The sequence below is a fragment of the Limnohabitans sp. genome, assembly GCF_034680285.1.
Classification (GTDB): Bacteria; Pseudomonadota; Gammaproteobacteria; order Burkholderiales; family Burkholderiaceae_C; genus Limnohabitans_A.
The window spans coordinates 1-24,319 of record NZ_JAXITC010000019.1 but is presented as its reverse complement, the minus strand read 5'-3'; the positions used below and the strand labels follow the sequence as shown (position 1 = coordinate 24,319).

At 57.6% G+C, this 24,319-nt stretch carries 22 protein-coding genes; 11 read left to right on the top strand and 11 right to left on the bottom strand.

The features are described 5' to 3' along the window. Nucleotides 1-55 precede the first annotated feature (55 nt). A complete protein-coding gene (hemA, locus tag SWE17_RS14345; RefSeq protein WP_322993758.1) occupies nucleotides 56-1,327 on the bottom strand; it encodes a glutamyl-tRNA reductase in 1,272 nt (423 codons plus the stop codon). Nucleotides 1,328-1,465: 138 nt separating this feature from the next. On the opposite strand from hemA, the gene SWE17_RS14340 reads away from it, so the two are divergent. Continuing rightward, entirely contained in the window at nucleotides 1,466-1,741 is a 276-nt protein-coding gene (locus SWE17_RS14340; RefSeq protein WP_322993757.1) for a hypothetical protein, read from the top strand. Nucleotides 1,742-1,790: 49 nt separating this feature from the next. Next, complete coding sequence (locus tag SWE17_RS14335; protein ID WP_322993756.1) at nucleotides 1,791-2,765, top strand: tripartite tricarboxylate transporter substrate binding protein; 975 nt, start codon at nucleotides 1,791-1,793, stop codon at nucleotides 2,763-2,765. A 7-nt stretch (nucleotides 2,766-2,772) separates the two neighbouring features. On the opposite strand, the gene ugpQ is transcribed toward SWE17_RS14335, so the two are convergent. From ugpQ to ugpB, 5 genes are all read right to left on the bottom strand, one after another. Further along, on the bottom strand, nucleotides 2,773-3,507 hold the full coding sequence (gene ugpQ, locus SWE17_RS14330) for a glycerophosphodiester phosphodiesterase (protein ID WP_322993755.1): 735 nt from the start codon (nucleotides 3,505-3,507) through the stop codon (nucleotides 2,773-2,775). Next, complete coding sequence (ugpC, locus tag SWE17_RS14325; protein ID WP_322993754.1) at nucleotides 3,504-4,526, bottom strand: sn-glycerol-3-phosphate ABC transporter ATP-binding protein UgpC; 1,023 nt, start codon at nucleotides 4,524-4,526, stop codon at nucleotides 3,504-3,506. Before ugpC ends, ugpQ begins: the two co-directional genes overlap by 4 nt. A 108-nt stretch (nucleotides 4,527-4,634) precedes the next feature. Then, nucleotides 4,635-5,489: a sn-glycerol-3-phosphate ABC transporter permease UgpE gene (gene ugpE / locus SWE17_RS14320; protein WP_322993753.1), complete on the bottom strand. Its 855-nt coding sequence runs from the start codon at nucleotides 5,487-5,489 to the stop codon at nucleotides 4,635-4,637. A 1-nt stretch (nucleotide 5,490) separates the two neighbouring features. After that, nucleotides 5,491-6,372 carry a sn-glycerol-3-phosphate ABC transporter permease UgpA gene (gene ugpA / locus SWE17_RS14315; RefSeq protein WP_322993752.1) on the bottom strand — a complete coding sequence of 294 codons (882 nt, stop codon included), beginning with the start codon at nucleotides 6,370-6,372 and terminating at the stop codon, nucleotides 5,491-5,493. Between the two features lie 109 nt (nucleotides 6,373-6,481). After that, complete coding sequence (gene ugpB / locus SWE17_RS14310; protein WP_322993751.1) at nucleotides 6,482-7,786, bottom strand: sn-glycerol-3-phosphate ABC transporter substrate-binding protein UgpB; 1,305 nt, start codon at nucleotides 7,784-7,786, stop codon at nucleotides 6,482-6,484. Between the two features lie 278 nt (nucleotides 7,787-8,064). Between ugpB and SWE17_RS14305 the strand changes: the two genes are divergently transcribed. The 6 genes from SWE17_RS14305 to ubiB are packed head-to-tail and all read left to right on the top strand — an operon-like array spanning nucleotide 8,065 to nucleotide 16,344. Next, on the top strand, nucleotides 8,065-11,943 hold the full coding sequence (locus SWE17_RS14305; RefSeq protein ID WP_322993750.1) for an FAD/FMN-binding oxidoreductase: 3,879 nt from the start codon (nucleotides 8,065-8,067) through the stop codon (nucleotides 11,941-11,943). Between the two features lie 15 nt (nucleotides 11,944-11,958). Then, complete coding sequence (locus SWE17_RS14300) at nucleotides 11,959-12,378, top strand: DUF971 domain-containing protein (protein WP_322993749.1); 420 nt, start codon at nucleotides 11,959-11,961, stop codon at nucleotides 12,376-12,378. Between the two features lie 10 nt (nucleotides 12,379-12,388). Next, nucleotides 12,389-13,120, top strand: coding sequence for a bifunctional demethylmenaquinone methyltransferase/2-methoxy-6-polyprenyl-1,4-benzoquinol methylase UbiE (gene ubiE / locus SWE17_RS14295; RefSeq protein ID WP_100119247.1), 732 nt, complete (start codon nucleotides 12,389-12,391; stop codon nucleotides 13,118-13,120). A gap of 35 nt (nucleotides 13,121-13,155) precedes the next feature. After that, nucleotides 13,156-14,154: a Tim44 domain-containing protein gene (locus SWE17_RS14290; RefSeq protein ID WP_322993748.1), complete on the top strand. Its 999-nt coding sequence runs from the start codon at nucleotides 13,156-13,158 to the stop codon at nucleotides 14,152-14,154. A 46-nt stretch (nucleotides 14,155-14,200) separates the two neighbouring features. Continuing rightward, a complete protein-coding gene (locus tag SWE17_RS14285) occupies nucleotides 14,201-14,773 on the top strand; it encodes a hypothetical protein (protein WP_322993747.1) in 573 nt (190 codons plus the stop codon). Further along, on the top strand, nucleotides 14,770-16,344 hold the full coding sequence (ubiB, locus tag SWE17_RS14280; protein ID WP_322993746.1) for a ubiquinone biosynthesis regulatory protein kinase UbiB: 1,575 nt from the start codon (nucleotides 14,770-14,772) through the stop codon (nucleotides 16,342-16,344). Before SWE17_RS14285 ends, ubiB begins: the two co-directional genes overlap by 4 nt. A 34-nt stretch (nucleotides 16,345-16,378) precedes the next feature. Here the strand turns inward: ubiB and SWE17_RS14275 are convergent, their stop codons facing one another. The 4 genes from SWE17_RS14275 to SWE17_RS14260 form a co-directional block, all read right to left on the bottom strand. Further along, complete coding sequence (locus SWE17_RS14275; protein WP_322993745.1) at nucleotides 16,379-17,203, bottom strand: ABC transporter permease; 825 nt, start codon at nucleotides 17,201-17,203, stop codon at nucleotides 16,379-16,381. Then, complete coding sequence (locus SWE17_RS14270; RefSeq protein ID WP_322993744.1) at nucleotides 17,200-18,141, bottom strand: ABC transporter permease; 942 nt, start codon at nucleotides 18,139-18,141, stop codon at nucleotides 17,200-17,202. Before SWE17_RS14270 ends, SWE17_RS14275 begins: the two co-directional genes overlap by 4 nt. Then, on the bottom strand, nucleotides 18,138-19,256 hold the full coding sequence (locus tag SWE17_RS14265) for an ABC transporter ATP-binding protein (RefSeq protein WP_322993743.1): 1,119 nt from the start codon (nucleotides 19,254-19,256) through the stop codon (nucleotides 18,138-18,140). The genes SWE17_RS14270 and SWE17_RS14265 overlap by 4 nt, the downstream gene beginning before the upstream one ends. An 83-nt stretch (nucleotides 19,257-19,339) precedes the next feature. Beyond that, nucleotides 19,340-20,482, bottom strand: a complete 1,143-nt coding sequence (locus SWE17_RS14260) for an extracellular solute-binding protein (RefSeq protein WP_322993742.1) — start codon at nucleotides 20,480-20,482, stop codon at nucleotides 19,340-19,342. A gap of 195 nt (nucleotides 20,483-20,677) precedes the next feature. On the opposite strand from SWE17_RS14260, the gene SWE17_RS14255 reads away from it, so the two are divergent. From SWE17_RS14255 to aspS, 3 genes are read left to right on the top strand one after another with little or no spacing between them, the layout of a single operon-like run. Next, entirely contained in the window at nucleotides 20,678-21,016 is a 339-nt protein-coding gene (locus tag SWE17_RS14255) for an FmdB family zinc ribbon protein (protein ID WP_322993741.1), read from the top strand. A 37-nt stretch (nucleotides 21,017-21,053) separates the two neighbouring features. Then, nucleotides 21,054-21,725 carry a DUF502 domain-containing protein gene (locus SWE17_RS14250; protein ID WP_322993740.1) on the top strand — a complete coding sequence of 224 codons (672 nt, stop codon included), beginning with the start codon at nucleotides 21,054-21,056 and terminating at the stop codon, nucleotides 21,723-21,725. 41 nt (nucleotides 21,726-21,766) lie between these two features. Further along, on the top strand, nucleotides 21,767-23,581 hold the full coding sequence (gene aspS, locus SWE17_RS14245; protein ID WP_322993739.1) for an aspartate--tRNA ligase: 1,815 nt from the start codon (nucleotides 21,767-21,769) through the stop codon (nucleotides 23,579-23,581). Nucleotides 23,582-23,780: 199 nt separating this feature from the next. On the opposite strand, the gene SWE17_RS14240 is transcribed toward aspS, so the two are convergent. Next, nucleotides 23,781-24,203: an RNA recognition motif domain-containing protein gene (locus tag SWE17_RS14240; RefSeq protein WP_100119240.1), complete on the bottom strand. Its 423-nt coding sequence runs from the start codon at nucleotides 24,201-24,203 to the stop codon at nucleotides 23,781-23,783. Nucleotides 24,204-24,319 lie beyond the last annotated feature (116 nt).

The following is a 24,319-nucleotide window of genomic DNA, read 5'->3' as shown; positions in this document are numbered from 1 at the left end:
GCGGCGTGCCAAGAAGAGTTTGTCGGTTCAAAACCCCGACTCACTGAACCCGCCGCTAACGCTCTTTGCGCAAGAAAACGCGTTGCACTGTGTGCATGGTCTGCTCGCGGTGCTCGGGGTCTGCCCCCCGCAACTCGGCCATGGCGCCATGCAGCATTTTTTGGGTCAGACCCTTGGATAAGGCTTCCATGACCGCAATCGGGTCGTCGCCCCGTGACAGCAGCTTGCGAGCGCGGGCCAACTCGGCTTCGCGCCAAGCATCGGCTTGGTTTTGGAGTTGCTGGATCAGCGGCACGGTGTCACGCTGGCCCAGCCAGTGGCTGAAACTTTGAACACCCGCGTCGATGATGACTTCTGCCTCGGCCACGGCGGCCTGTCGGTGCGCCTGACCGGCTTGAACCACGCTGGCCAAATCGTCCACGGTGTAAAGGTAAACGTCTTCCAGCGATTTCACTTCAGGTTCAATGTCGCGGGGCACGGCCAGGTCGACCATGAACATGGGTCGGTATTTGCGTTTCTTCAAGGCCCGTTCAACCGCGCCCAAACCGATCAGGGGCAGGGTGCTCGCGGTACAGCTGATGACCGCATCGAACTCGTGCAGGCGGTCGGGCAGATCGGCCAGGCGCATCACTTCGGCCCCGAAGCGGCTGGCGAGCAATTCCCCACGGTCCATGCTTCGGTTGGCGATGGCCATGCTTTTGGGTTGCTTGGCTGCAAAGTGGGTAGCCACTAACTCGATCATTTCACCTGCGCCAACAAACAGGACGCGGATGTCTTTGAGGTCTTCGAACAACTGGCTGGCCAGTCGCACCGAAGCGGCGGCCATGCTGATCGAGTGGGCACCGATTTCGGTGGCGCTGCGCACCTCTTTGGCCACCGCAAAGCTGCGCTGAAACAATTGGTTCAGGGTGCTGCCCAGAGCGCCGGCTTGCTCGGCCGCCCGAACAGCATCTTTGAGCTGACCCAAAATCTGGGCCTCGCCCAGTACCATGGAGTCCAGACCGCTGGCCACGCGAAAGGCGTGACGGGCAGCTTCATTGCCTTCAAGCAAATAGGTATGAGCGTGCAATTCGGATGCACTCACCCCACCAGTTTGGGCCAGCCAGCGCAGGGTGTCGTTGGTGGCGGCCTGGTCGGCGGCGCAATAGATTTCGGTGCGGTTGCAGGTCGAAAGAATCGCCGCTTCAGGCTCTTGTGCCATGCGATGGGCCAGATCGCGCCGCAGACCTTGGAGGGTGGGCACCAGTTTGTCCACGGCGAACGCAAACCGACCGCGCAGATCCAGCGGTGCAGTGGTGTGGTTCAAACCCAAGGTCCAGACAGCCATGAAAGCAATTATAGGCACAGCATGTCAACTTTGCTTGACACTTTCAATGGGTTCCGATGTTGACGTGGCATTCGAGGCACAATTTGACCGAATGGGCTACGCCAAATGAGCCTATCACTTGTATCAATGAGAGGCCACATGACATTGGGTTTGTTGCTGTTGCACCTTTTGGGGTTCGTCATGCCCGCGCTGGCCATGGCTGTTTTCATGCCTATGGCTGGGCGATGGGTCATGGGTCCTGGCTCCATGACGATGCGACGCCATTCAGCGGTCCATGCCGTCAGTGGTGTGGCTGTCTTGGTCGTCGGTTTATGGCTACATGGTCAGGATGGGAAAATGAGCACCTACATCGCTTTGGTGTTGGTGGCCGCCACGCTCGAATGGCTCATGCACCGGGGCTGGGCCCGTCACTGAAAACCGATGTGCGGGCTGCACATTTGAAAATCAATCAAGGGAGATGAACATGCGAGGAATCAAACGCCGTGCTGGGCTGGCTCTGGGTGGGTTGGGCTTGGCCCTGACTTTGGGGAATGTTTGGGCTTACCCGACCAAGCCGATCCGCGTGGTGATGGGTTTTCCTGCAGGCGGGCCACTTGACCAGCATGCCCGCTTGCTGACCGACCGGTTGCAGGCCCAGCTGGGGCAGCCCATCTTGGTGGATTACAAAGCAGGAGCGGGTGGAACCGTGGGCGCGCAAGAGGTGATGCGCGCTGCCCCCGATGGCCATACCCTCATGCTGGCCAACACAGGCGTGATGGTCATCAACCCGGCGCTTTACACCAAGTTGCCTTACAGCACCTTGCGTGACTTTGTGCCCGTGGCCCGCACCGCCATGCAGCCACTGGCCTTGCTGGTCAACCCCAAAGTGCCCGCCAACTCCCTGCAGGAGTTTGTGGCCTATGCCAAAGCCCGGCCTGGCCAGATCAACTACGGCTCTGCGGGCAACGGCGGCAGCAGCCACTTGGTGCCCGAGATGTTCAAGTCTGCCACAGGGCTGTTCATGGTGCACATCCCCTACCGTGGCAGCGCACCCGCCTTCACCGACCTCATGGCAGGGCAGGTGCAATTCATGGCCGAGAGCATTCCGCAAGCTGCCCAGTACCACAAACAAGGCAAAGTGCGGGCACTGGCCGTGACCAGCCGCGAGCGCAACCCGGCCTTGCCCGATATCCCCACCGTGATGGAAACCGGCATCAAGAATTTCGAAGTGGTCGGCTTTTATGGCTTTTTGGCCCCGGCAGGCACTCCCAAGGACGTGGTCAACAAGCTCAGCGATGCGTTCAAGGCCGTGATGAACCAGCCCGACATCAAGTCACGCATGGTGGCGCAAGGGGCTGATCCGGCTTTCTTGGGGGCCGATGACTTCGCTAAATTTCTGTCGGCCGAGATGCCGCGCTGGGCGGCGGTGGTTCAAAAGTCGGGGGCCAAGCTCGATTAAGAGGTACTCAGACCGGGCTGAACACATCCACCCGGTCGGTGATGATGCCGTCGGTGCCCAGTTCCAGCAGGTGCTGAGCGGCCCAGTCGTCGTTGACGGTGTAGCTCAGGCACCGCATGCCTGCCCCTTGCACGCGGGCCACAGTGGCCACGTCCCACAAGGCGTAATTGGCCACCACAGCCACACAACCTAGATCTAGTGCTTTTTCAAACCAACCCGTCCACAACGTGTCGATCAGCAAGCCGCGAGGCAATTCAGGGACGGCTTGCTGAGCGGCGGCCAGTGCATCGGGTTTGAACGAGGTCAAAAGTGGCGGCACATCAGCGCCTGCCCACAGGCGTTTCGCCAGTCGTGCCACAGCTTCTCCGGTGGCAGCCTCGGTGCCCGGTGTGGGTTTGATTTCGATGTTCAGCAAGTGACCATTCGCGAGACAGAACTGTGCGAGCCCTTCGAGCGTAGGCAATGCTTCGCCTGCGTAGGTGCGTGAGTGCCAGGTGCCTGCGTCAAGCTGGGACAAGGCGTGCCAAGGCAAATTGCCGCCAATGCCCTGCCCATTGGTGGTGCGATCCAGCGTGGCGTCGTGCATCAGGAACACCACGCCGTCAGCGCTGATCTTGGCGTCGCACTCGAACATGCGGTAGCCATACGATGCCCCCAACCTGAAGGCCGCCAAGGTGTTTTCTGGGGCGAGCTTGCCAGCGCCCCGGTGGGCGATCCAGCGCGGGTAGGGCCAATGTTTCATGGTGCTGATGGGGCGATGCGTTTTTGGGTTTTCGCGTCAAACCCGTGAACACGGTCTGGGCGGGGTGTGGCGTGGAAGGTGCTGCCTGGCTGCGGCGGCGTGACCGATTCGTCCACGCGCAAGGTGAGTGTTTCATCGCCCAGTCGGGCATGCACCAAACGTTCAGCGCCCAGCAGTTCAACCGTGTCCACCGTCAGGGTCCAGCCCCCCGATGGGGTGATGTCCAAATGCTCGGGGCGGATGCCCAAGATTTGCCCCTCAGGTGTGCCCGGGGCATGCTTGAGCAGGTTCATGGGCGGTGAGCCGATGAAGCTGGCCACAAAGGTGCTGGCTGGACGGTTGTAGACCTCTTCGGGCGTGCCGAACTGCTCCATGTGGCCGCCGTTCATCACGATCATGCGCTGGGCCAGCGTCATGGCTTCGACCTGGTCGTGTGTCACAAATAGGCTGGTGATGCCGAGTTCGCGGTGCAGTTTTTGAATCTCCAGCCGGGTCTGGGCGCGCAGCTTGGCGTCGAGGTTCGACAGTGGCTCGTCAAACAAAAACACTTGCGGTTGGCGAACGATGGCGCGGCCCATGGCCACGCGCTGGCGCTGGCCACCGGACAGCTCGCGGGGTTTGCGCTGCAGCAAGTGACTCAATTCGAGGATGCCTGCTGCCTTGTCCACTCGGGCTTTGATTTCTTCGATCGGGCGCTTGGCGATCTTCAGGCCGTAAGCCATGTTGTCGAACACGCTCATGTGCGGGTACAGCGCGTAGTTCTGAAACACCATGGCGATGTCGCGCTCAGCCGGCTCCAGCTCGTTCACCACGCGGTCGCCAATCGAAATGGTGCCGCCAGAAATGTCTTCCAGGCCGGCCACCATGCGCAGCAAGGTGGATTTACCGCAGCCCGAGGGGCCGACGATGACGACAAATTCACCATCGGCAATGCTGGCGCTCAGGTCGTGGATGACGGTGTTGCCCTTGGCGCCAGTGCCGTAGGTTTTGAGGATGTGAGAAAGGGTAATTGCAGCCATAAATTCATTGATAAGACGAGGACAGAGCAACGCTTCAAATGGGACTGTCCCCGGGTTTATTCAGACGGGGATAGAGCAACGCTTCGCATTGGTCTATCCCCGGCGTATTTATTTCTCTGTATCTACCAGTCCTTTGACGAACCATTTTTGCATCAGGACCACGACCAGTGCCGGCGGGAGCATGGCCAGGATGGCGGCGGCCATCACCACATTCCACTCCGTCCAAGACTCCCCCGAAATCAAGCGTTTGATGCCCAGCACCACCGGGTACATGTCTTCGTTGGTGGTCACCAGCAGGGGCCAGAGGTATTGGTTCCAGCCATAAATGAACTGGATCACAAACAGTGCCGCGATGTTGGTGGCCGACAAGGGCAGCAACACGTCTTTGAAAAAGCGCATCGGTCCGGCACCGTCCATGCGGGCGGCTTCCACCAACTCGTCGGGAATGGTCAGAAAAAACTGCCGGAACAAAAACGTGGCGGTGGCCGAGGCGATCAAGGGCACCGTCAGACCTGCAAAACTGTTGAGCAGGCCAAGACCTGCCACCACTTCATAAGTGGGGCTGATGCGCACTTCGACGGGCAGCATCAGGGTGACAAAAATCATCCAGAACACCATGTTCCGCAGCGGAAAGCGGAAATACACGATGGCAAAGGCCGACAGCAGCGAGATGGCGATCTTGCCAATGGCGATGCCCAAGGCGCTGATCAAGCTGACCTGCATCATCGGCCACATGGCGGGCAGCGGACTGCCTTGAGAGTTGGGGCCGCCAAACAGCGTCAGACGGTAGGTTTCCCAAAAGTGGCTGCCTGGCACCAGGGACATGGGCACGCTCTGGTTGATTTGCTGGGCGGTTTGGGTCGAGCCAATGAAAGTGAGGTACAGCGGAAAGGCCACGACGGCCACGCCAATCAGCAAGATGAGATGCCGCAATATTTGCAGGCCAGGGCGGCGTTCGATCATGTCAGTATTGAACTTTCTTCTCGACAAACTTGAATTGCAAAACGGTGAGTGAGACCACGATCACCATCAGCACCACCGACTGTGCGGCCGAGCTGCCCATGTCCAGCGCCTTGAAGCCGTCGTAATACACCTTGTAGACCAGGATGGCGGTGTCTTTGCCAGGGCCCCCATGGGTGGTGGCGTCCACGATGGCGAAGGTGTCAAAGAAGGCGTAAACAATGTTGATCACCAGCAAAAAGAAGGTGGTGGGGGACAAGAGCGGGAACACGATGGTCCAAAAACGCTTCCAAGGGCTGGCCCCGTCAATGGCGGCCGCCTCGATCAATGACTTGGGGATCGACTGCAAGCCCGCCAGAAAAAACAGAAAGTTGTAGGAAATTTGCTTCCACACCGCAGCCATCACGATCAGCGCCATGGCGTGGTTGGGGTTAAGCAGGTGGTTCCACTCGATGCCCATGGCCCGAAGTGCGTAACCCACCACCCCCATGGGCGATGCAAACATGAACAGCCACAACACGCCCGCGACCACCGGTGCCACGGCGTAAGGCCAGATCAGCAGGGTTTTGTACAGACCCGCGCCGCGCCCGACCCGGTCGGCCATCACGGCCAGCAGCAACGACACCGACAGGCCCGTGACTGCCACCAAGAGAGAAAACACCGCAGTGGTCTTGAATGAGTCTAAGTAGCCGCTGTCGTTCCAGAGGCGAGAAAAGTTCTCCAGGCCCACAAATTCACGCGAAGCGCCAAAGGCGTCTTCTTGCAGCACGCTTTGGTACAACGCCTGCCCGGCTGGCCAAAAAAAGAACACCAGCACGATGCTCAGCTGGGGCGCAATCAGCAGCCAGGGCAGCCAGCGGGATTTGAAGCGGACGCGTTTTTCCATAAATTCTTTGCAAAGCTGGGGTCTGAAGTGTCACCCCAAAATGCGCAAAAGCAGAGGCACCGCCTCTGCTCCTTTCAGGTGCTCGCCGCCCAAGAGCGCGGCGAATGCATCACTTGTTGGCTTTTTCGAACCGTTCGAGTTGTTCGTTGCCGCGCTTGATGGCCATGTCCAGGGCTTCTTTGGTGCCCTTTTTGCCGCTCCACACGCCTTCGAGTTCCTCGTCAATGATGGTGCGGATCTGCACAAAGTTGCCCAGACGCACGCCGCGTGACTTGTCGGTGGTCTTGCGGATCATTTGGGTGACTGAAACGTCGGTGCCGGGGTTCTTTTTGTAGAAGCCGGACTTTTCGGTCACTTCAAAAGAGGACTTTGTCACAGGCAGGTAGCCGGTGCGCTGGTGGCTGGCGGCGGCCACGCTGTCTTTGGACAGGTGGGCAAAGAACTCTGCCACGCCTTTGTATTCGGGGGCTTTTTTACCACTCATGACCCAGAGGCTCGCGCCGCCAATCACGGTGTTTTGGGGGGCACCATTCACATCGGGGTAGTAGGGCAGTGTGCCGATGCCGTAGCCAAATTTACCGTTGCGCGTCACGCTGCCATACAAAGCCGATGAGCCGGTGGCCATGGCGCATTCGCCCGAGACAAAAGTGGCATCGGCTGCGTTTCCGCGGCCTTTGTAAACAAACAGGCCTTGTTTGGCCATGTTGGCCAAGTTGTCAATGTGGCGCACATGCAGGGGGGTGTTGAAGGACAGGCGTGCGTCCATGCCGCGCATGCCGTTGCCTTTGGTGGCGAACTCGGTGTTGTGCCAGGCCGAGAAGCTCTCCAGCTGCGTCCAGCTGATCCAGCTGGTGGTGAAGGGGCATTTGTGTCCGCTGGCCTTGAGCTTGGCTGCGGCCAGGGCTACCTCGGGCCAGGTGGTGGGCGGGGTGTTGGGGTCCAGGCCTGCGGCCTTGAAGGCGTCTTTGTTGTAGTGGAAGACGGGGGTGGAGCTGTTGAAAGGGAAGCTCAGCATTTGGCCGTTCGGGGCGGTGTAATAACCGGCCACAGCGGGCACATAAGCGTTCTGGTCGAATTTGAGGCCTGCGTCGGTCATGACCTTGCCCACGGGCACGATGGCGCCCTTGCTTGCCATCATGGTGGCGGTGCCCACTTCGAACACCTGCAGGATGTGCGGCGCATTGCCCGCACGGTAGGCGGCGATCGCGGCGGTCATGGACTCGTCGTAGCTGCCCTTGAAGGTGGGCACGATTTTGTAGTCTTTTTGGCTGGCGTTGAAGTCCTTGGCCAGGTCGTTGACCCATTCACCCAGGGCGCCGCCCATGGAATGCCACCACTGGATCTCTGTCTGTGCTTGGGCTGAGAGGCTGGCCAGGCCCAAAGCCAAGGCGGAAATGGTAAGTTTGAGTTTCATCGCGGTTCCTAAAAAATACGGATTTTTTGATTTGCCCAATTTCAAAGGGCAATTCCGATGCTTCACTTTGGGGGCTGTTGATGTCAAATATATTAAAACTGTGTGACATTGCCGGGACAATCCGGGGTTTCCATGAGCTGAGACCTTTGGGTGACAGGTGCCCCCACCCCCGGCGTGTGTTTGTTGCACTGCGGTAACATTCACGCTCAGCCGGTTTGACATTGGTTTCGGGTCTGGCTGACAGCGTCTTGAGTGACGCCTTTGACTGCGCCATACCCATGAATGCACCCACCACGCTCCAACATTTGATGCAAGCCGACGCCGATGCGCCGCGCCTGCGCGAGATCCCCTACAACTACACGAGCTTCTCTGACCGCGAAATCGTGCTGCGTTTGCTGGGTGAATCGGCTTGGGACTTGCTGAACCAGCTGCGCCAAGAGCGGGGCACGGGTCGATCCGCTCGGATGTTGTACGAAGTGCTGGGTGACATCTGGGTGGTGGAGCGCAACCCCTATTTACAAGACGACCTGTTGGACAACCCGGCCCGCCGCAAATTGCTGGTCGAGGCCTTGCAGCACCGCCTGGCTGAGGTGCAAAAGCGCCGCACGCCACAGGCCGACGCGGCCCGCGATGCATTGGTGGGCCAACTGCTGGCCATGGCTGCCCAGGCTGTGACGCAGTTCAGCGAACGTTTTACCCGCATGGCCAAGCTGCGCAGCCAGGTGCAAAAGACCCTGGGGCGCCTGACCGCCAAGGACAACATCAAGTTCGATGGCCTCTCGCGTGTGAGCCATGTGACCGACGCCACCGACTGGCGCGTGGAATACCCCTTTGTGGTGCTGACCCCCGACAGCGAGACCGAAATGGCGGGGTTGGTTAAGGGCTGTATCGATTTGGGCCTGACCATCGTGCCCCGGGGCGGCGGCACCGGCTACACGGGTGGCGCCATTCCGTTGACTTGGAAGAGCGCGGTCATCAACACCGAAAAGCTCGAAGCCATGACCGAGGTCGAAATGGTCGACCTGCCCGGTATCGCCCACCCTATTCCCACCATTTACACCGAAGCTGGGGTCGTGACCCAGCGCGTGGCCGATGCGGCCGAGCGCGGCGGTTTTGTCTTTGCGGTAGACCCGACTTCTGCCGAAGCCAGCTGCATTGGTGGCAATATTGCCATGAACGCGGGCGGCAAAAAGGCGGTTTTGTGGGGCACCGCGCTCGACAACCTGGCCAGCTGGCGCATGGTCACGCCCGACGCCGAATGGCTGGATGTGGTTCGCATGGACCACAACATGGGCAAGATCCACGACGCCGAAGTGGCCACCTTTGAGCTGCGCTACTTCAAAGCTGACGGCAAAACCCCGATCCGCACCGAAACCCTGGTGATCCCGGGCAAGACTTTCCGCAAGGAAGGCTTGGGCAAAGACGTGACCGATAAATTCTTGAGCGGCCTGCCTGGCGTGCAAAAAGAAGGTTGCGACGGCCTGATCACCAGCGCCCGCTGGGTCGTGCACCGCATGCCCACACACACCCGCACCGTGTGCATGGAGTTCTTTGGCCATGCCCGTGAGGCGGTGCCCAGCATCGTTGAGATCAAGGACTTCATGTTTGCCGAGCAAAAGCGCACCGGCACCGTCATGGCTGGCCTGGAGCACTTGGACGACCGCTATTTGCGGGCCGTGGGTTATTCCACCAAGTCCAAGCGCGGCGGCTTTCCCAAGATGGTGCTGATCGGTGATATCGCAGGTGACAACGCCGACGATGTGGCCAAGGCCACGTCTGAGATCGTGCGCATCGCCAATTCGCGCAGTGGTGAAGGCTTCATCGCCATCAGCCCCGAAGCGCGTAAAAAATTCTGGCACGACCGCAAAAAGACGGCCGCCATCTCCCGCCATACCAACGCCTTCAAGGTCAACGAAGACGTGGTGATTCCATTGCCGCGCATGGCCGAGTACACCGATGGCATCGAGCGCATCAACATCGAGCTGAGCCTGCGCAACAAGCTGCAGTTTTGCCGTGAGTTGGAAGATTTCCTGCAAAAGGGAAACCTGCCCTTGGGCAAGCAAGACGATGCCAGTGACATCCCATCGGCCGAGTTGCTGGAAGACCGCGTGGCGCAAGCCCTGGCGGTGGTACGCGAGGTGCGTGCACAGTGGCAGGGCTGGTTGACCGATGTCGACGCGCTGTTCCCTCAGCTGCAAGAGCACAGCCTGCGGGCCAGCTGGAAGACGCAAATTCGCCCGGCTTTCCAGAATATTTTCTCAGGCTCAGCTTTCCTGCCGATCCTGACCGAAGTCACTGCCATTCACCAGCGCGTGCTCAAAGGCCGCGTGTGGGTGGCCCTGCACATGCACGCGGGTGACGGCAATGTGCACACCAACATTCCGGTGAACAGTGACAACTACGAGATGCTGCAGACCGCGCACGAGGCGGTGGCCCGCATCATGGTGCTGGCCCGAAGCCTGGACGGCGTGATCTCGGGCGAACACGGCATTGGCATCACCAAGCTGGAGTTTTTGACCGACGCCGAGTTGGCCAACTTCACCGCCTACAAAGCCAAAGTGGACCCCGAAGGTCGCTTCAACAAAGGCAAGCTGCTGCGCGGCGCGGCCCTCACGGGGCTGGGCGACGATGTGCATGCGGCCGACCTGACGCACGCTTACACCCCCAGCTTTGGCCTGATGGGCCACGAGTCTCTGATCATGCAGCAGTCCGACATTGGTGCCATCGCCGCCAGCGTGAAAGACTGTCTGCGCTGCGGCAAGTGCAAGCCCGTGTGCGCCACGCATGTGCCGCGTGCCAATTTGCTCTACAGCCCACGCAACAAGATTTTGGCGACCTCATTGCTGGTCGAGGCCTTCCTTTATGAAGAGCAAACCCGCCGCGGCATCTCCATCAAGCACTGGCAAGAGTTTGAAGACGTGGCCGACCACTGCACCGTGTGCCACAAGTGCCTGACACCCTGCCCTGTCAACATTGACTTTGGTGATGTGTCCATGAACATGCGCAACCTGCTGCGCAAGATGGGGCAGAAAAGCTTCCGCCCCGGTAACGCTGCGGCCATGTTCATGCTCAACGCCACCAACCCCGAGACCATCAAGCTGGCGCGTGCAGCCATGGTCGGCGTGGGCATGCGTGCACAGCGTTTTGTGGCTGGTTTGCTCAAGGGCGTGGCCCGTAAGCAAACCAGCGCACCACCCGCCTCGGTGGGTACCGCGCCCATCAAAGAGCAGGTGATCCACTTCATCAACAAAAAGATGCCGGGCAACCTGCCCAAGAAAACGGCGCGGGCTTTGCTGGACATCGAAGACAACGACTACGTGCCCATCATCCGCAACCCGAAGGCCACCACGTCTGAATCTGAAGCGGTGTTTTACTTCCCCGGTTGCGGCTCGGAGCGCCTGTTCAGCCAGGTGGGTTTGGCCACCCAAGCCATGCTCTGGCATGTGGGCGTGCAGACGGTGTTGCCACCGGGCTATCTGTGCTGCGGTTACCCGCAAAAAGGCTCGGGCCAGTTCGACAAGGCAGAGAAGATCATCACCGACAACCGTGTGCTGTTCCACCGCGTGGCCAACACGCTCAACTACCTGGACATCAAGACCGTGGTGGTGAGTTGCGGCACTTGCTACGACCAGTTGCAGGGCTACCAGTTCGACAAGATCTTCCCGGGCTGCCGCATCATCGACATCCACGAGTTTTTGCTCGAAAAAGGCATGAAGCTCGATGCGGGCGGTGCCTATCTCTACCACGACCCTTGCCACAGTCCCATGAAGCAGCAAGAGCCCATGAAGACCGTCAAGGCCTTGATGGGTGACAACGTGCTGGAAAGCAAACGCTGCTGCGGAGAATCGGGCACGCTGGGCGTGACGCGCCCAGATATTTCAACCCAGGTGCGCTTTCGCAAGGAAGAAGAGCTGCTCAAAGGCGAAGCCGCTTTGCGCAGCAGCGGTGCGCTGGCCCCCCAGGCCAACGTAAAAATCTTGACCAGCTGCCCCAGCTGCCTGCAAGGCTTGTCGCGCTTTGGCGACGACATGAAAAACGGCCTGCTCGAAGCCGACTACATCGTGGTCGAGTTGGCCAAACACATCCTCGGCGAAGAGTGGATGCCCGAGTACGTGAGTGCTGCCAATGCGGGCGGCATCGAACGTGTGCTGGTTTAAATCTGAAAGCGGAACATGGCCGGATTGAAAAAAGACATGCCCACCCCCGAGTCCTTGACGGTGCACGGTCAGACCCGGGTTCTGGAAATTGGGTTTTCCGATGGTGCGCAGTTTCGCATCCCTTTTGAGCTGATGCGTGTGTACTCGCCTTCCGCCGAAGTGCAGGGCCATGGCCCAGGCCAGGAAGTGCTGCAAACCGGCAAGCGCGAGGTCGGCATTGCCGAGATCGAGCCCGTGGGCAACTACGCCGTCAAGCCTACTTTCACCGATGGGCACGAGTCAGGTCTGTTCACATGGGAATACCTGTACTTTTTGGGCGACCAACAAGACGCTTTGTGGAAGCAATACGAAGACCGCTTGCAAGCCGCAGGCATGAGCCGCGATGCACCGATGGTCGAGGCTGCTGCAGGCGGCAGCTGCGGTCACCAACATTGAGGGCCCTGGCATGAGCACCACCCATTTCGGTTTCAAAACCGTCGATGAAACAGAAAAAGCCAAGCATGTACGTGGCGTGTTCGACTCGGTCGCGTCCAAATACGATGTGATGAACGACCTGATGTCCATGGGCTTGCACCGGGTGTGGAAGGCCTACACCGTGCAGGTGGCCAACCTCAAAGAGGGCGATCAGGTGCTGGACATCGCAGGTGGTACGGGCGATTTGTCCATGGCGTTCGCCAAAAAAGTGGGTGCCACGGGTCGCGTGGTCCACACCGACATCAACGAAGCCATGTTGTCCACTGGACGTGACCGCTTGGTCGATCACGGATTGGCTTTGCCCACTTTGGTGTGTGATGCCGAAAAACTGCCTTTCCCTGACGCGCATTTCAACGTGGTCAGCGTGGCTTTTGGTCTGCGCAACATGACCCACAAAGACGTGGCGCTGAAGGAAATGTGCCGGGTGCTCAAGCCAGGCGGAAAATTGCTGGTGCTGGAGTTTTCCAAAGTGGCCAAACCCCTGGAAAAAGCTTACGACTGGTACAGCTTCAAAATATTGCCCCAGTTGGGCAAGCTGGTGGCGGGTGACGCCGACAGTTACCGCTACTTGGCGGAATCGATTCGCATGCATCCCAGTCAAGAAGATTTGAAAACCCTTATGAAAAATGCCGGATTTGGGCATGTGGATTTTCACAATTTATCGGCCGGGGTGGTAGCCTTGCACATGGGCATCAAGTGCTGAGGCCCGCAAACTGAATTTCCTGAGTTGGAGACACCATGAACAACAAGTTGATGACCCTGATGCTCGCAGGCGTGATGGCACTGGGCAGTCTGAATGCTGAAGCCGCACGCCGCATGGGTGGTGGCAAATCCATTGGTCAGCAATCAAACCAGGTTACCAAGCGCGATGCTGCGCCTCAAACCCCGGCTGCACCTGCACAAAATGCGGCGCCTGCTAATGCTGCCAAGCCTGCTGCAGCCCCCGCTGCCGCTGCCCCCAAGCGTCCATGGGGTGCCATGCTGGGTGGTTTGGCCGCCGGTCTGGGCTTGGCTTGGTTGGCCAGCTCCCTAGGTATGGGTGAAGCCTTTGGCAACATTCTGATGGCTTTGCTGATCGGTGTGGCTGTGATCGCCGTGATTGGCATGATCATGCGAGCACGTCGTGGCAATGCTGGCCAAATGGGTGGCTTGGCCTATCAAGGTGCAGGTGCCTCTGCAGAAAATCCTGCTACTTACAAACAATACAGCCCGCAAAACGTGGGCAACGATGCTTCTGCCCGTCCATGGGAAGGTCAAAACACCCGTTTTGACAGCTCGGCTGCGTCAGCCTCGACCGGTTCCATGATTGGCTCGGGCATTGGCTCTGGTCTGAGTGGTTCGCAAACTTGGGGCATCCCAGCTGGATTCGATGTGGACAGCTTCATCACGGCCGCCAAGCGCAATTTCGTGACCTTGCAAGATGCATGGGATCGTTCGGACATCAGCGCCTTGCGTTCCATGATGACGGACGCCATGGTGGTGGAAATCCGCAACCAGCTGGCTGAGCGCGAAGCCCAATTTCCAGGCCAGCCTAACAAGACCGAGGTGGTCATGCTCGACGCCCAGCTGTTGGGTATTGAAGAGCAGGCCGATGCTTACATGGCCAGTGTTGAGTTCAACGGCATGATCCGTGAGGATGCTGCTTCTGGCCCGAGCCCATTCCGCGAAGTCTGGAACATGACCAAGTCCAAGCAGGGTGGTGGTTGGCTGGTGGCTGGCGTGCAAGCACTGCAATAAAGCCCTGGCTCTTTGGGGCCTGTACTTTCGGGAATAATCGGGGATTATGGCAACACAGTCCCCTTTTTCTTGGGCCGCTCAGGCGCTACCCGACCTGGCCGCTCAAATGGCCAAACAGTTCAGCACTTCATTTCACCCCCCTGAATGGGTGATCGATGAAACCGTGAACCGTTTGGTCCTGTTTCTCAATCATGTCTTGATAAGTGAGCCAGAAGCCATGGCACGGTTGGCACGCCAAAAAAACCAGCGTATCGCGCTGGTGTGGGAGCGGTTTGAATTGCAATTGACGCCGACCCCTGCTGGCTTGCTGGAGCGCGGCCGATTTGACGGCTTCGATTTGCGCCTGACCGTGACCGAAGAGTCGGCCTCAACACTGGTGTCGGCTTTGGCACGGGGCGACAAGCCCAAGGTGCGCATTGAAGGCGATGTGCAACTGGCGGCCGAAGTCAATTGGCTGATCGATCATGTGCGCTGGGACGCCGAGGAGGACTTGAGCCGTTTGATCGGTGATGCGCCGGCACACACTTTGACGCAAGCTGCCCGTCAAGCTGCGAGCGCTTTGCGCAGCTTTTTGGCTAAGCGCCCTGGCACTGAACTGCGCACGGGCGGCGCAGCATGATGCGCTGGAGCCGTTTTGGACGCGGTGCCTTCATTATTTTCATTGTCTTGCGCTATGGCCTGGACGAATTGGTGCTCTCGAGCTTCCAAAAACCATGGCTGCGTGTATTAGCGCGCGTGCTGTCGGTTGGGCGCGATTTGCGCTCTCCACGGGCCGTGCGTCTGCGTGAAGCCCTTGAGCGCTTGGGTCCGATTTTTGTGAAGTTTGGTCAGGTGTTGTCCACACGCCGTGACTTGCTGGCCCCCGACATTGCTGAAGAACTGGCCAAACTGCAAGACCGCGTGCCGCCATTCAGTTCGGCCATCGCGGTGGCCTCGATCGAGCGGGCTTTCAACCGCAAAGTCGAAGACATCTTTGAAACCTTCGAGCGCCAGCCCGTGGCAAGCGCTTCGATCGCCCAGGTGCACTTTGCCACCTTGCGCGGCAAATCGGGTGACGTTCGCGAAGTGGCCGTGAAGGTGTTGCGCCCGGGCATGTTGCCTGTCATCGACAAAGACCTGAGCCTCATGCGCATGATGGCGGGCTGGGTTGAGAGCCTGAGCGCCGACGGCAAACGTCTTAAGCCTCGTGAGGTGGTTGCCGAGTTTGACAAATACCTGCACGACGAGTTGGACTTGGTGCGTGAAGCCGCCAACGCGGCACAGCTGCGCCGCAACATGCAAGGCCTGGATCTGGTGCTGATCCCCGAAATGATCTGGGACTTTTGCCATCCCGAGGTCATCGTCATGGAGCGCATGCATGGTGTGCCCATCAGCCAGGTCGACCGTTTGCGCGAAGCGGGCGTGGACATCCCCAAGCTGGCCCGCGATGGCGTGACACTGTTTTTCACGCAAGTGTTCCGCGACGGCTTTTTCCATGCCGACATGCACCCCGGCAACATCCAGGTGAGCCTTGCTCCGGAGACTTTTGGTCGCTACATCTCCTTGGACTTCGGCATAGTGGGCACGCTCACCGAGTACGACAAGGAGTACCTGGCGCAAAACTTCACCGCGTTTTTCCGCCGCGACTACAAGCGAGTGGCCGAACTGCACATCGAGTCCGGTTGGGTGCCCCCTGAGACGCGGGTGGATGAGCTGGAGTCGGCCATCCGCGCAGTGTGCGAGCCTTACTTTGACCGGCCTCTCAAGGAGATTTCTCTGGGCATGGTGCTCATGCGTCTGTTCCAGACCTCACGCCGCTTTCAGGTTGAGATTCAGCCGCAGCTGGTGCTGTTGCAAAAAACCCTGCTCAATATCGAAGGTCTGGGCCGCGACCTGGACCCGGAGTTGGACCTGTGGAGCACGGCCAAGCCTTTCCTCGAGACTTGGATGCTGGAGCAAATCGGGCCCAAAAAACTCTGGGAAGAGCTCAAGGCCCAAGCCCCGCATTACGCCAAACTGCTGCCGCAGTTGCCACGCTTGTTGCACGATTACCTTAACCAGCCGCGTCAACAAGACGTCTATCAGCTGGAAAAGTTGTTCGCTGAACAACGCCGCACAAACCATTTGCTGCAGATAGTCCTCTATCTATGTTTGGGCTTCGTCACGAGCTTGTTTGTATTTCAGCTTTGGGTCTATTGGTCAAACAAATGAAACCCGATTGTTGGATGCTTTAGTGCCTGCTCATTCAAGCCGTAAGTGACAGACGCGCTTTACGAGCTTGTCTTGCTGTGTAAATCCCAAAACTGACCACAGCCAATGTCACCACCAGCATGAGCAAGCTGGCCGCTGCATAAACAGAGGGGTTAACCCCGCGCCTGGCGTAGCTGAAGATGACTTGGGGCAGGGTGGTTACCCCAGGGCCTGACAAAAATTCCGAGATCACCACATCGTCAAATGACAAGGTGAAAGTCAGCAGCCATGCGGCCAGAAGCGCCTGCGAAATATTCGGCAATGTCACGAGAAAAAACACTTGGCTGGGTTTGCAGCCTAAATCCATGGCGGCTTCTTCGATGGACCTGTCCATTTCTTTCAACCTTGACTGGATCACCACGGTCGCGAAGGCCATACCTAAAAGCGCGTGGCCCAAGACAATGGTGGTCATGCCGCGTTCGGGCCATCCGAAAATCCGCTGCGTCCCCACCGAAAGCAGCAGCAGTGACAGTCCGATGATCACTTCGGGCATGACCAGAGGAGCGCTGAGCATGGCATTGAACAGGTTGCGCCCTTTAAAGCGTGTGTATCGGACCAATGCATAAGCAGCCAGGGTCGCCAAAACCACCGAGAATGATGCGCTGATCAAAGCCACCTTGAGGGATAGCCAAAAGCCCTCTAATAGGCGAGAGTCCCGGGCCAGCGCCTCATACCAGCGCCAGGAAAAGCCGGTGAAATGGCTGTCTTGCCGGGTGCTGTTGAATGAGAATAGAACTAAAAACATCAAGGGTGCATACAAAAAAACATAAATGCAGGTCATCCACACTTTGCCAATGTGCGCTTGGATACGGCGCATCATGCGTGCTCCCTTTGCGTTTGACGCGTGAGTCTTGCGTTGAACCAGGCCAGTGGAAGGATGACCCACAAAATCATCATGATGGCCAGGGCCGATGCTCGGGGCCAATTGTTGCTGCTGAACATTTCGTCCCAGACCACGCGGCCGATCATCACATTTTCTGCACCACCTAACAGGGAGGGAATCACGAATTCACCCAAACAAGGAATGAACACCAGCATGGAGCCTGCCATGATGCCGGAGCGGCTCAGGGGTACAGTGATCAACCAGAATGTCTTCCAAGGGTTGGCGCCCAAGTCATAGGCTGCTTCCAGCAGCCTTGTATCAAGTTTGACCAAGGTAGCGTATAGCGGCAAGACCATGAAGGGCAGGTAAACATAGGTCATGCCCACGAGCATTGAAATGTCGGTGTAAAGCATTTGCACTGGCTCTGTGATCAGCCCCAAGGCCATCAGTGAATTGTTGATAATTCCTTGATCGGCCAAGATGCCTTTCCAAGCGTAAATGCGCAGCAAGAAGGATGTCCAAAAAGGCAGCATCACCATGAGCAGCAAGACTGGACGCACGGATGAGGCTGAGCGGGCCAGGAAATAGGCAAACGGGTAGCCCAGCAATAAGCAGAAAACCGTGGTCCAGAAAGCATATTTCATCGACAACAGGTATGACTCTGTGTAAAGCGTCTGACCGAAGTCTCCGCTGTCATCGACAAACAGGCTGATGTAGTGGCTCAGTTTGAGATGCAGTTGCCAGCCATCCGCCTCGGTGTGAGAAAGCAAGCTGGCAAACGGGTTGAGTTGCTCTCCCATGTCAGTGACGCTCAGACGCATCAAAATCAAAAAAGGCATTGCAAAGAAAATCGCAAGCCATACAAAAGGAATACCCAGCACCGTTCGTCGACCCAGACGCAGCCGCTCAAGCAATTGAGACAATATTTGGATCATGAGGAGAGCAACACCCCGGCCTGGGTGCTCCACGAGCAATAGACCGTATCGCCCCATAAGATGTCTCCTTCGTGGTTGCGACTGCGGTTGCTCTGGGTAGCTTTGATTACGCTTTGATCGGGCAGTTGCACCACGTAGGTGCTGTAGCTGCCCATGTAGGCAATCTCACGTACCACGCCTGTGACCACGTTGGCGGCATCGGTGGACCTGGCCATGGGGTGGCGTTTGTCTATCAGTATTTTTTCCGGTCGCACAGCCAATGCCAAGGCCATGCCTTGGGGGTGTGAGATTCCAGGGCCAAGTGTGAAACGACCTTGGGGCGTGTTGAGTTCGGATTCACTGGCTTCGGTGCGCGACAAATGCCCTTCAAACAAATTCACATTGCCAATGAAGTCGGCCACAAAACGGCAACTGGGTGCTTCGTAAACCTCGGTGGGGTTCCCCAGCTGAAGGATGCGACCGTGGCTCATCACGGCGATGCGCGAAGCCATGGTCATAGCTTCTTCCTGGTCATGGGTCACCATCACGCATGTCACACCAATCGATTCGATGATGTTGACCAGTTCAAACTGTGTTTGTTCACGCAGTTTCTTGTCCAGTGCACCCAAAGGCTCGTCCAGCAAAAGCAATTGTGGCTTACGTGCAAGGCTACGGGCCAGTGCGACACGTTGTTGTTGCCCTCCGGACAGCTGATGTGGCTTGCGGTTAGCGAAATTTTGCAGTTGTACCAAATCAAGCATCGCTTTCACACGCTCTGCGGTACTGTCCTTGTCCATCCCCAAGCGTCTCAAGCCGAAGGCGATGTTTTCCCAAACACTGAGGTGGGGAAAAAGTGCATACGACTGGAACATCATGTTGATGGGGCGCTCATAAGGTGGCAATTGGCTGATGTCTTGCCCCCCCAGAAAGATTTGGCCTGATGAGGGCGTCTCAAACCCTGCCAGCATCCGCAGCAATGTGGATTTGCCACAACCGGAGCTCCCGAGCAAGGCAAAAATTTCACCTTTGTCAATGGTGAGCGACACATCGTCAACCGCTGTCACGCTCTCAAATCGCTTGAACAGATTCTGAATCTGGAGAAATCCGGCTTTGTCGGAGGGCACAGAGAGCGTCATGTCAGCTTTCTCAACTCAAGAAAAAGGCTGTGCACATCCCGTGTGCACAGCCTGATTTGATTCACGGAGATTCGTATGATTGCTCACTTGCCTTTTTTGAAGGCGGTGTATACAGATGTCATGGATTCGCGTGTGGAATTGGACAGGCTGGAAGGCGACACCGCCACCTGCAGTGCTGCTTCATCCAGGAAAGCAGCCTTATTTTGCGCCACTTCGGGGGTGACCTGTGCCACGCTGGCCTTGTTGGCTGTCGCATAGCTCAGCTCATTGGTCAGAGATGCGGATATTTCTGGCTTTAGGAAATAATTGATGAATGCCATGGCATTGTTGGGGTGCTTTGCATCCTTGGTCACGGCCAAGTTGTCGAAGAAAAGCAGGCCACCGGTTTTGGGCAGCAAGGCTTCAATTTCCTGACCGCTCTTGTTTTCTTGTGCGCGTGCGCTTGCAATGTTGATGTCACCAGCCCAGCCCAAGGCCACACAGGCTTTGCCGCCAGCCAGATCATCGATCATGGTGCTGGAGAACAAGCGGATGTCTTTGCGGACTTTGCTGAGCATCTCACCTGCGGCCTTGTGGTCGGCTGCATCTGCAGAATAGGCATCTTTGCCAATGTAGTGCAGGGCTGGTGGCAGAATTTCTGTGGGCGAATCGAGGTAGGCAATGCCACACGATTTGAGTTTGCTAGTGTATGTGGGGTTGAACACCAGATCCCAGGCGTTCTCGGGCATGGGGGTGCTTCCTAGTGCTTTAGCGACTTTGGCTTTATTGATACCGACGGTGGTAAAACTCCAGGCCCAAGGGACCAAGTGTGAATTGCCTGGATCGACCTTGTCGAGCTTGGCCATGATGGCTGGGTCGAGATTGGCCAGATTCGGGATTTGCGCCTTGTCCAGAGGGCGCAGCAAACCCGCTTCAATTTGGGATTTGGCAAAAACAGCGCCTGGAACCACCAGGTCATAGCCTGAGTTACCAGCGATCAACTTGGCTTGTAGTGCTTCGTTGTTTTCAAACGTTTGGTAGTTGACCTTAATGCCGCTTTCTTTTTCGAAATTCGCCACCATGTCTTGGGTAATGTAATCGGGCCAGTTGTAGATGTTCAACACTTTTTCTTCGGTGTTGGCGGGCGGGGCTGCTGCAACGGCTGGCGCCTGAGGTGCTTCTTCTTTTTTGCCGCACGCCACCAAGGTCAATGCACACAAAGCGGTCAGTAAAAAACGTTTGTTCATGATCGTTAGAACTCCATAAATGGTGGGGCATGCTAATACCCAACAGACTATCGCGCGATTGTATAAGAAGGAACTTTCCCATTGTCTGGGGGGCTCTTGTGATGTTCGGGGCGAGGCATCTGACGGAGCATATCTGGGAAGACCAAAGGTTCGACTTACAATTTAGGGTTGAAAAAAATTCCCAGGAACCTCTCCATGCCCATTTACGCCTACAAATGCGACGCCTGTGGCCATGCCAAGGATGTTCTGCAAAAAATGAGCGATGACCCCCTGACCGTTTGCCCGGTTTGTGCGGCACCTCAATTCAACAAACAACTCACCGCACCAGGCTTTCAGCTCAAGGGCACGGGCTGGTATGCCACCGACTTCAAAGGCGGAGGTGCTGCTGTGCCTGCGGCTTCTGGCACTGCTGCTGATGTGGTATCGAGCCCCGCACCCTCACCGAGCGCGGAGTCTGCGGCACCAGCTGCAGCTTCTCCCGCAGCAACGACATCGAGCGCGGGTGGCTGCGCAGCTTCTTGCGCCTGCCACTGAGCACGTTTGTGCCTGAACTCACCGATTGCAAAAAATCATGAAACACCGCAGCTTCAAACAGTATTTCATCACCGGCTTGTTGGTTTGGCTGCCTTTGGCTATCACCGTGTGGGTGCTCATGTGGTTGGTCGGTTTGTTGGATGCCGTCTTTTTGGCTGTTCTGCATGCGGCTGACACCTTGATTCCTGGCATCCACGTCAGTGCCGAATACCTGAGGGGCGTGCCCGGTCTGGGTGTGGCCATTGTGGCCGTGTTCATTTTTTTAACGGGTGTGTTTGTGGCCAATATGTTTGGCCAATGGTGGTTGCGCAGCTGGCATGGTTTGATGAACCGAATCCCTGTGGTGCGAACCATTTACACCAGCGTCCGTCAAGTGGCCGACACCTTGTTTTCGGGCAGTGGAAATGCTTTTTCCAAGGCTTTGTTGGTGCAGTACCCGCGACATGGTTCTTGGACCATCGCATTTCTGACCGGCACGCCCGGTGGCGAAGTGGCAAGCCACTTCGATCAGCCCTTGGTCAGTGTTTATGTGCCGACAACGCCCAACCCAACTTCAGGTTTTTTCCTGATGATGCCCAAGGCCGATGTGATCGAGCTGGACATGAGTGTTGACGATGCCTTGAAATACATCATCTCCATGGGTGTGGTGGTGCCTGGCACGCCTGCCCCTGCTTCTGCAAACGACGGTCCATTGCCCAAGTCTGTTTGACCCTTTTTGAATCCTGTTCCTGCGAATCCTGAAAGTACAACATGTCCATGCGTTCCCACTACTGCGGTCTGGTGACCGAAGCCCTGACGGGCGAATCCGTGAGCCTGTGCGGCTGGGTCAACCGTCGCCGTGACCACGGCGGCGTGATCTTCATTGACTTGCGCGACCGTGAAGGTTATGTCCAAGTGGTGTGTGACCCAGACCGTCCTGACATGTTCAAGGTCGCTGAAGACGTGCGCAACGAGTTTTGCGTGCAGATCAAAGGTGTTGTGCGTGCCCGCCCTGAAGGCACCACCAATGACAACATGAAAAGCGGCAAGATCGAAGTGCTGTGCCACGAGTTGATCGTGCTCAATGCATCGGTGACGCCACCCTTCCAGATCGACGAAGAAAACCTGTCCGAGACGACCCGCCTCACGCACCGCGTTTTGGACTTGCGTCGTCCGTACATGCAAAACAACCTGATGCTGCGCTACAAAGTGTCGATGGAAGTGCGCAAGTACCTCGATGAAAACGGCTTCGTGGACATTGAAACCCCCATGCTCACCAAGAGCACGCCCGAAGGTGCCCGCGACTACCTGGTGCCCAGCCGCGTGCACGATGGCCAGTTCTTTGCATTGCCTCAGTCCCCTCAGCTGTTCAAGCAGTTGTTGATGGTGGCGGGCTATGACCGTTACTACCAAATCACCAAGTGCTTCCGTGACGAAGATTTGCGCGCTGACCGCCAGCCCGAATTCACCCAGATCGATATCGAAACCTCCTTCCTGACCGAAGAAGAAATCCGCGACATGTTCCAGGGCATGATCAAGCGCGTGTTCCTCAAAACCATTGGCGTGGACCTGGGCGAGTTCCCAGTCATGACGTACCAAGATGCCATGCACCTGTATGGCTCTGACAAGCCTGACCTGCGCGTCAAACTCCAATTCACCGAAGTCACCGACGTCATGGGCGATGTGGACTTCAAGGTGTTCTCTGGCGCTGCCAACATGAAAGGCGGCCGTGTGGTGGCCCTGCGCGTACCCAATGGCTCGGTCGAAGGCGGAGGCATCAGCCGTGGCGAAATCGACGCCTACACCGAGTTCGTCAAGATCTACGGTGCCAAGGGCTTGGCCTACATCCGCGTCAATGACCTGTCCAAAGGCCGTGAAGGTTTGCAGTCCCCCATCGTCAAGAACATCCATGATGCCGCTTTGAATGCTGTCCTGGAGCGCTCGGGCGCTCAAAACGGCGACCTGATCTTCTTCGGTGCCGACAAAGAAAAAATCGTCAACGACGCCATCGGCGCGCTGCGCATCAAGATCGGCCACAGCGCCTTCGGCAAAGCCAACGGTCTGTTTGAAGACCGCTGGGCCCCGATGTGGGTGGTGGACTTCCCGATGTTCGAATACGACGATGAGAACCAGCGCTACACCGCTGTGCACCACCCCTTCACCGCGCCCAAAGATGGCCACGAAGACTGGATGGTCACCGCCCCTGAAAAGTGCATCTCCAAAGGCTACGACATGGTTTTGAACGGTTGGGAAATGGGTGGCGGCTCAGTCCGTATCCACCGCGCCGACGTGCAGCAAAAAGTGTTTGATGCTTTGAAGATCACGCCCGAAGAAGCCCAGCTCAAGTTCGGCTTCTTGCTCGACGCATTGCAATATGGCGCGCCTCCTCACGGTGGTTTGGCCTTCGGTCTGGACCGCATCGTGACTTTGATGACCGGCGCTGAGTCCATCCGTGATGTGATTGCTTTCCCCAAGACACAACGCGCCCAGTGCTTGCTCACGCAAGCGCCAAGCCCTGTTGACGAGAAGCAATTGCGCGAACTGCACATCCGTTTGCGCAATCTGGATGCTGCCAAAACAGCCTGATCTACAAAGACAAGCCCCAAAAGCCAACGCCACCTTCGGGTGGCGTTGGCTTTTTGACTTTTAGTCAGCAGCTTGGATGGCGTAACGCCCACAAAAAAGGCTTCAAAACCGAAGTCTTGAAGCCTTTGATGTCTGAGCTCAACGAGAGCTGAGCCAGAAATTTTGTAACGGCGTTTGTGCCGTTGACAGGGTGCAGGGCTTAGTAGCCGCCGCGACCGCCGCCGCCGTAGCCGCCACCGCCGGAGCGATCGCCGCCACCGCCGTAGCCGCCGCCACCTGAACGGTCACCGCCGCCGTAGCCGCCGCCACCGGAACGACCGCCACCGCCGTAACCGCCACCACCACCGAAACCACCGGTGCGTGGAGGACGTGCCTCCATCGGACGGGCTTCGTTCACAGTGATGCTACGGCCACCCAAAGACTGGCCGTTCATGCCAGCGATAGCAGCTTGCGCTTCGGCATCGCTGCCCATTTCGACAAAGCCGAAACCTTTAGAACGACCTGTGTCGCGTTCCATCATGACTTTTGCGCTGGTGATGGCGCCGAATTCGCCGAATGCCTGTTGCAGGTCTTCGTCGCGAACGGTGTACGGCAGGTTGCCGACGTAAAGTTTATTGCCCATGGAGGACTCCTCAGAAATACAAAAAAACAAAGCGATGGGGTCCCGAAAGCACAACAAACTGAAAACTGCCGCCGTAGCGCGCGAAACTGACCGATCACCTGACTTGTGCCGTTTTT

What these genes read in the sequence shown, in the direction of transcription:
- SWE17_RS14250 (WP_322993740.1), top strand. Translation starts at nt 21,054, where the DNA reads ATGAAACACCGCAGCTTCAAACAGTATTTCATCACCGGCTTGTTGGTT.
- SWE17_RS14335 (WP_322993756.1), top strand. Translation starts at nt 1,791, where the DNA reads ATGCGAGGAATCAAACGCCGTGCTGGGCTGGCTCTGGGTGGGTTGGGC.
- ubiB (WP_322993746.1), top strand. Translation starts at nt 14,770, where the DNA reads ATGATGCGCTGGAGCCGTTTTGGACGCGGTGCCTTCATTATTTTCATT.
- SWE17_RS14285 (WP_322993747.1), top strand. Translation starts at nt 14,201, where the DNA reads ATGGCAACACAGTCCCCTTTTTCTTGGGCCGCTCAGGCGCTACCCGAC.
- ubiE (WP_100119247.1), top strand. Translation starts at nt 12,389, where the DNA reads ATGAGCACCACCCATTTCGGTTTCAAAACCGTCGATGAAACAGAAAAA.
- hemA (WP_322993758.1), bottom strand. Translation starts at nt 1,327, where the DNA reads ATGGCTGTCTGGACCTTGGGTTTGAACCACACCACTGCACCGCTGGAT.
- SWE17_RS14275 (WP_322993745.1), bottom strand. Translation starts at nt 17,203, where the DNA reads ATGATGCGCCGTATCCAAGCGCACATTGGCAAAGTGTGGATGACCTGC.
- SWE17_RS14265 (WP_322993743.1), bottom strand. Translation starts at nt 19,256, where the DNA reads ATGACGCTCTCTGTGCCCTCCGACAAAGCCGGATTTCTCCAGATTCAG.
- SWE17_RS14300 (WP_322993749.1), top strand. Translation starts at nt 11,959, where the DNA reads ATGGCCGGATTGAAAAAAGACATGCCCACCCCCGAGTCCTTGACGGTG.
- SWE17_RS14340 (WP_322993757.1), top strand. Translation starts at nt 1,466, where the DNA reads ATGACATTGGGTTTGTTGCTGTTGCACCTTTTGGGGTTCGTCATGCCC.
- SWE17_RS14305 (WP_322993750.1), top strand. Translation starts at nt 8,065, where the DNA reads ATGAATGCACCCACCACGCTCCAACATTTGATGCAAGCCGACGCCGAT.
- aspS (WP_322993739.1), top strand. Translation starts at nt 21,767, where the DNA reads ATGTCCATGCGTTCCCACTACTGCGGTCTGGTGACCGAAGCCCTGACG.
- ugpC (WP_322993754.1), bottom strand. Translation starts at nt 4,526, where the DNA reads ATGGCTGCAATTACCCTTTCTCACATCCTCAAAACCTACGGCACTGGC.
- ugpQ (WP_322993755.1), bottom strand. Translation starts at nt 3,507, where the DNA reads ATGAAACATTGGCCCTACCCGCGCTGGATCGCCCACCGGGGCGCTGGC.
- ugpE (WP_322993753.1), bottom strand. Translation starts at nt 5,489, where the DNA reads ATGATCGAACGCCGCCCTGGCCTGCAAATATTGCGGCATCTCATCTTG.
- ugpB (WP_322993751.1), bottom strand. Translation starts at nt 7,786, where the DNA reads ATGAAACTCAAACTTACCATTTCCGCCTTGGCTTTGGGCCTGGCCAGC.
- SWE17_RS14290 (WP_322993748.1), top strand. Translation starts at nt 13,156, where the DNA reads ATGAACAACAAGTTGATGACCCTGATGCTCGCAGGCGTGATGGCACTG.
- ugpA (WP_322993752.1), bottom strand. Translation starts at nt 6,372, where the DNA reads ATGGAAAAACGCGTCCGCTTCAAATCCCGCTGGCTGCCCTGGCTGCTG.
- SWE17_RS14260 (WP_322993742.1), bottom strand. Translation starts at nt 20,482, where the DNA reads ATGAACAAACGTTTTTTACTGACCGCTTTGTGTGCATTGACCTTGGTG.
- SWE17_RS14240 (WP_100119240.1), bottom strand. Translation starts at nt 24,203, where the DNA reads ATGGGCAATAAACTTTACGTCGGCAACCTGCCGTACACCGTTCGCGAC.
- SWE17_RS14270 (WP_322993744.1), bottom strand. Translation starts at nt 18,141, where the DNA reads ATGATCCAAATATTGTCTCAATTGCTTGAGCGGCTGCGTCTGGGTCGA.
- SWE17_RS14255 (WP_322993741.1), top strand. Translation starts at nt 20,678, where the DNA reads ATGCCCATTTACGCCTACAAATGCGACGCCTGTGGCCATGCCAAGGAT.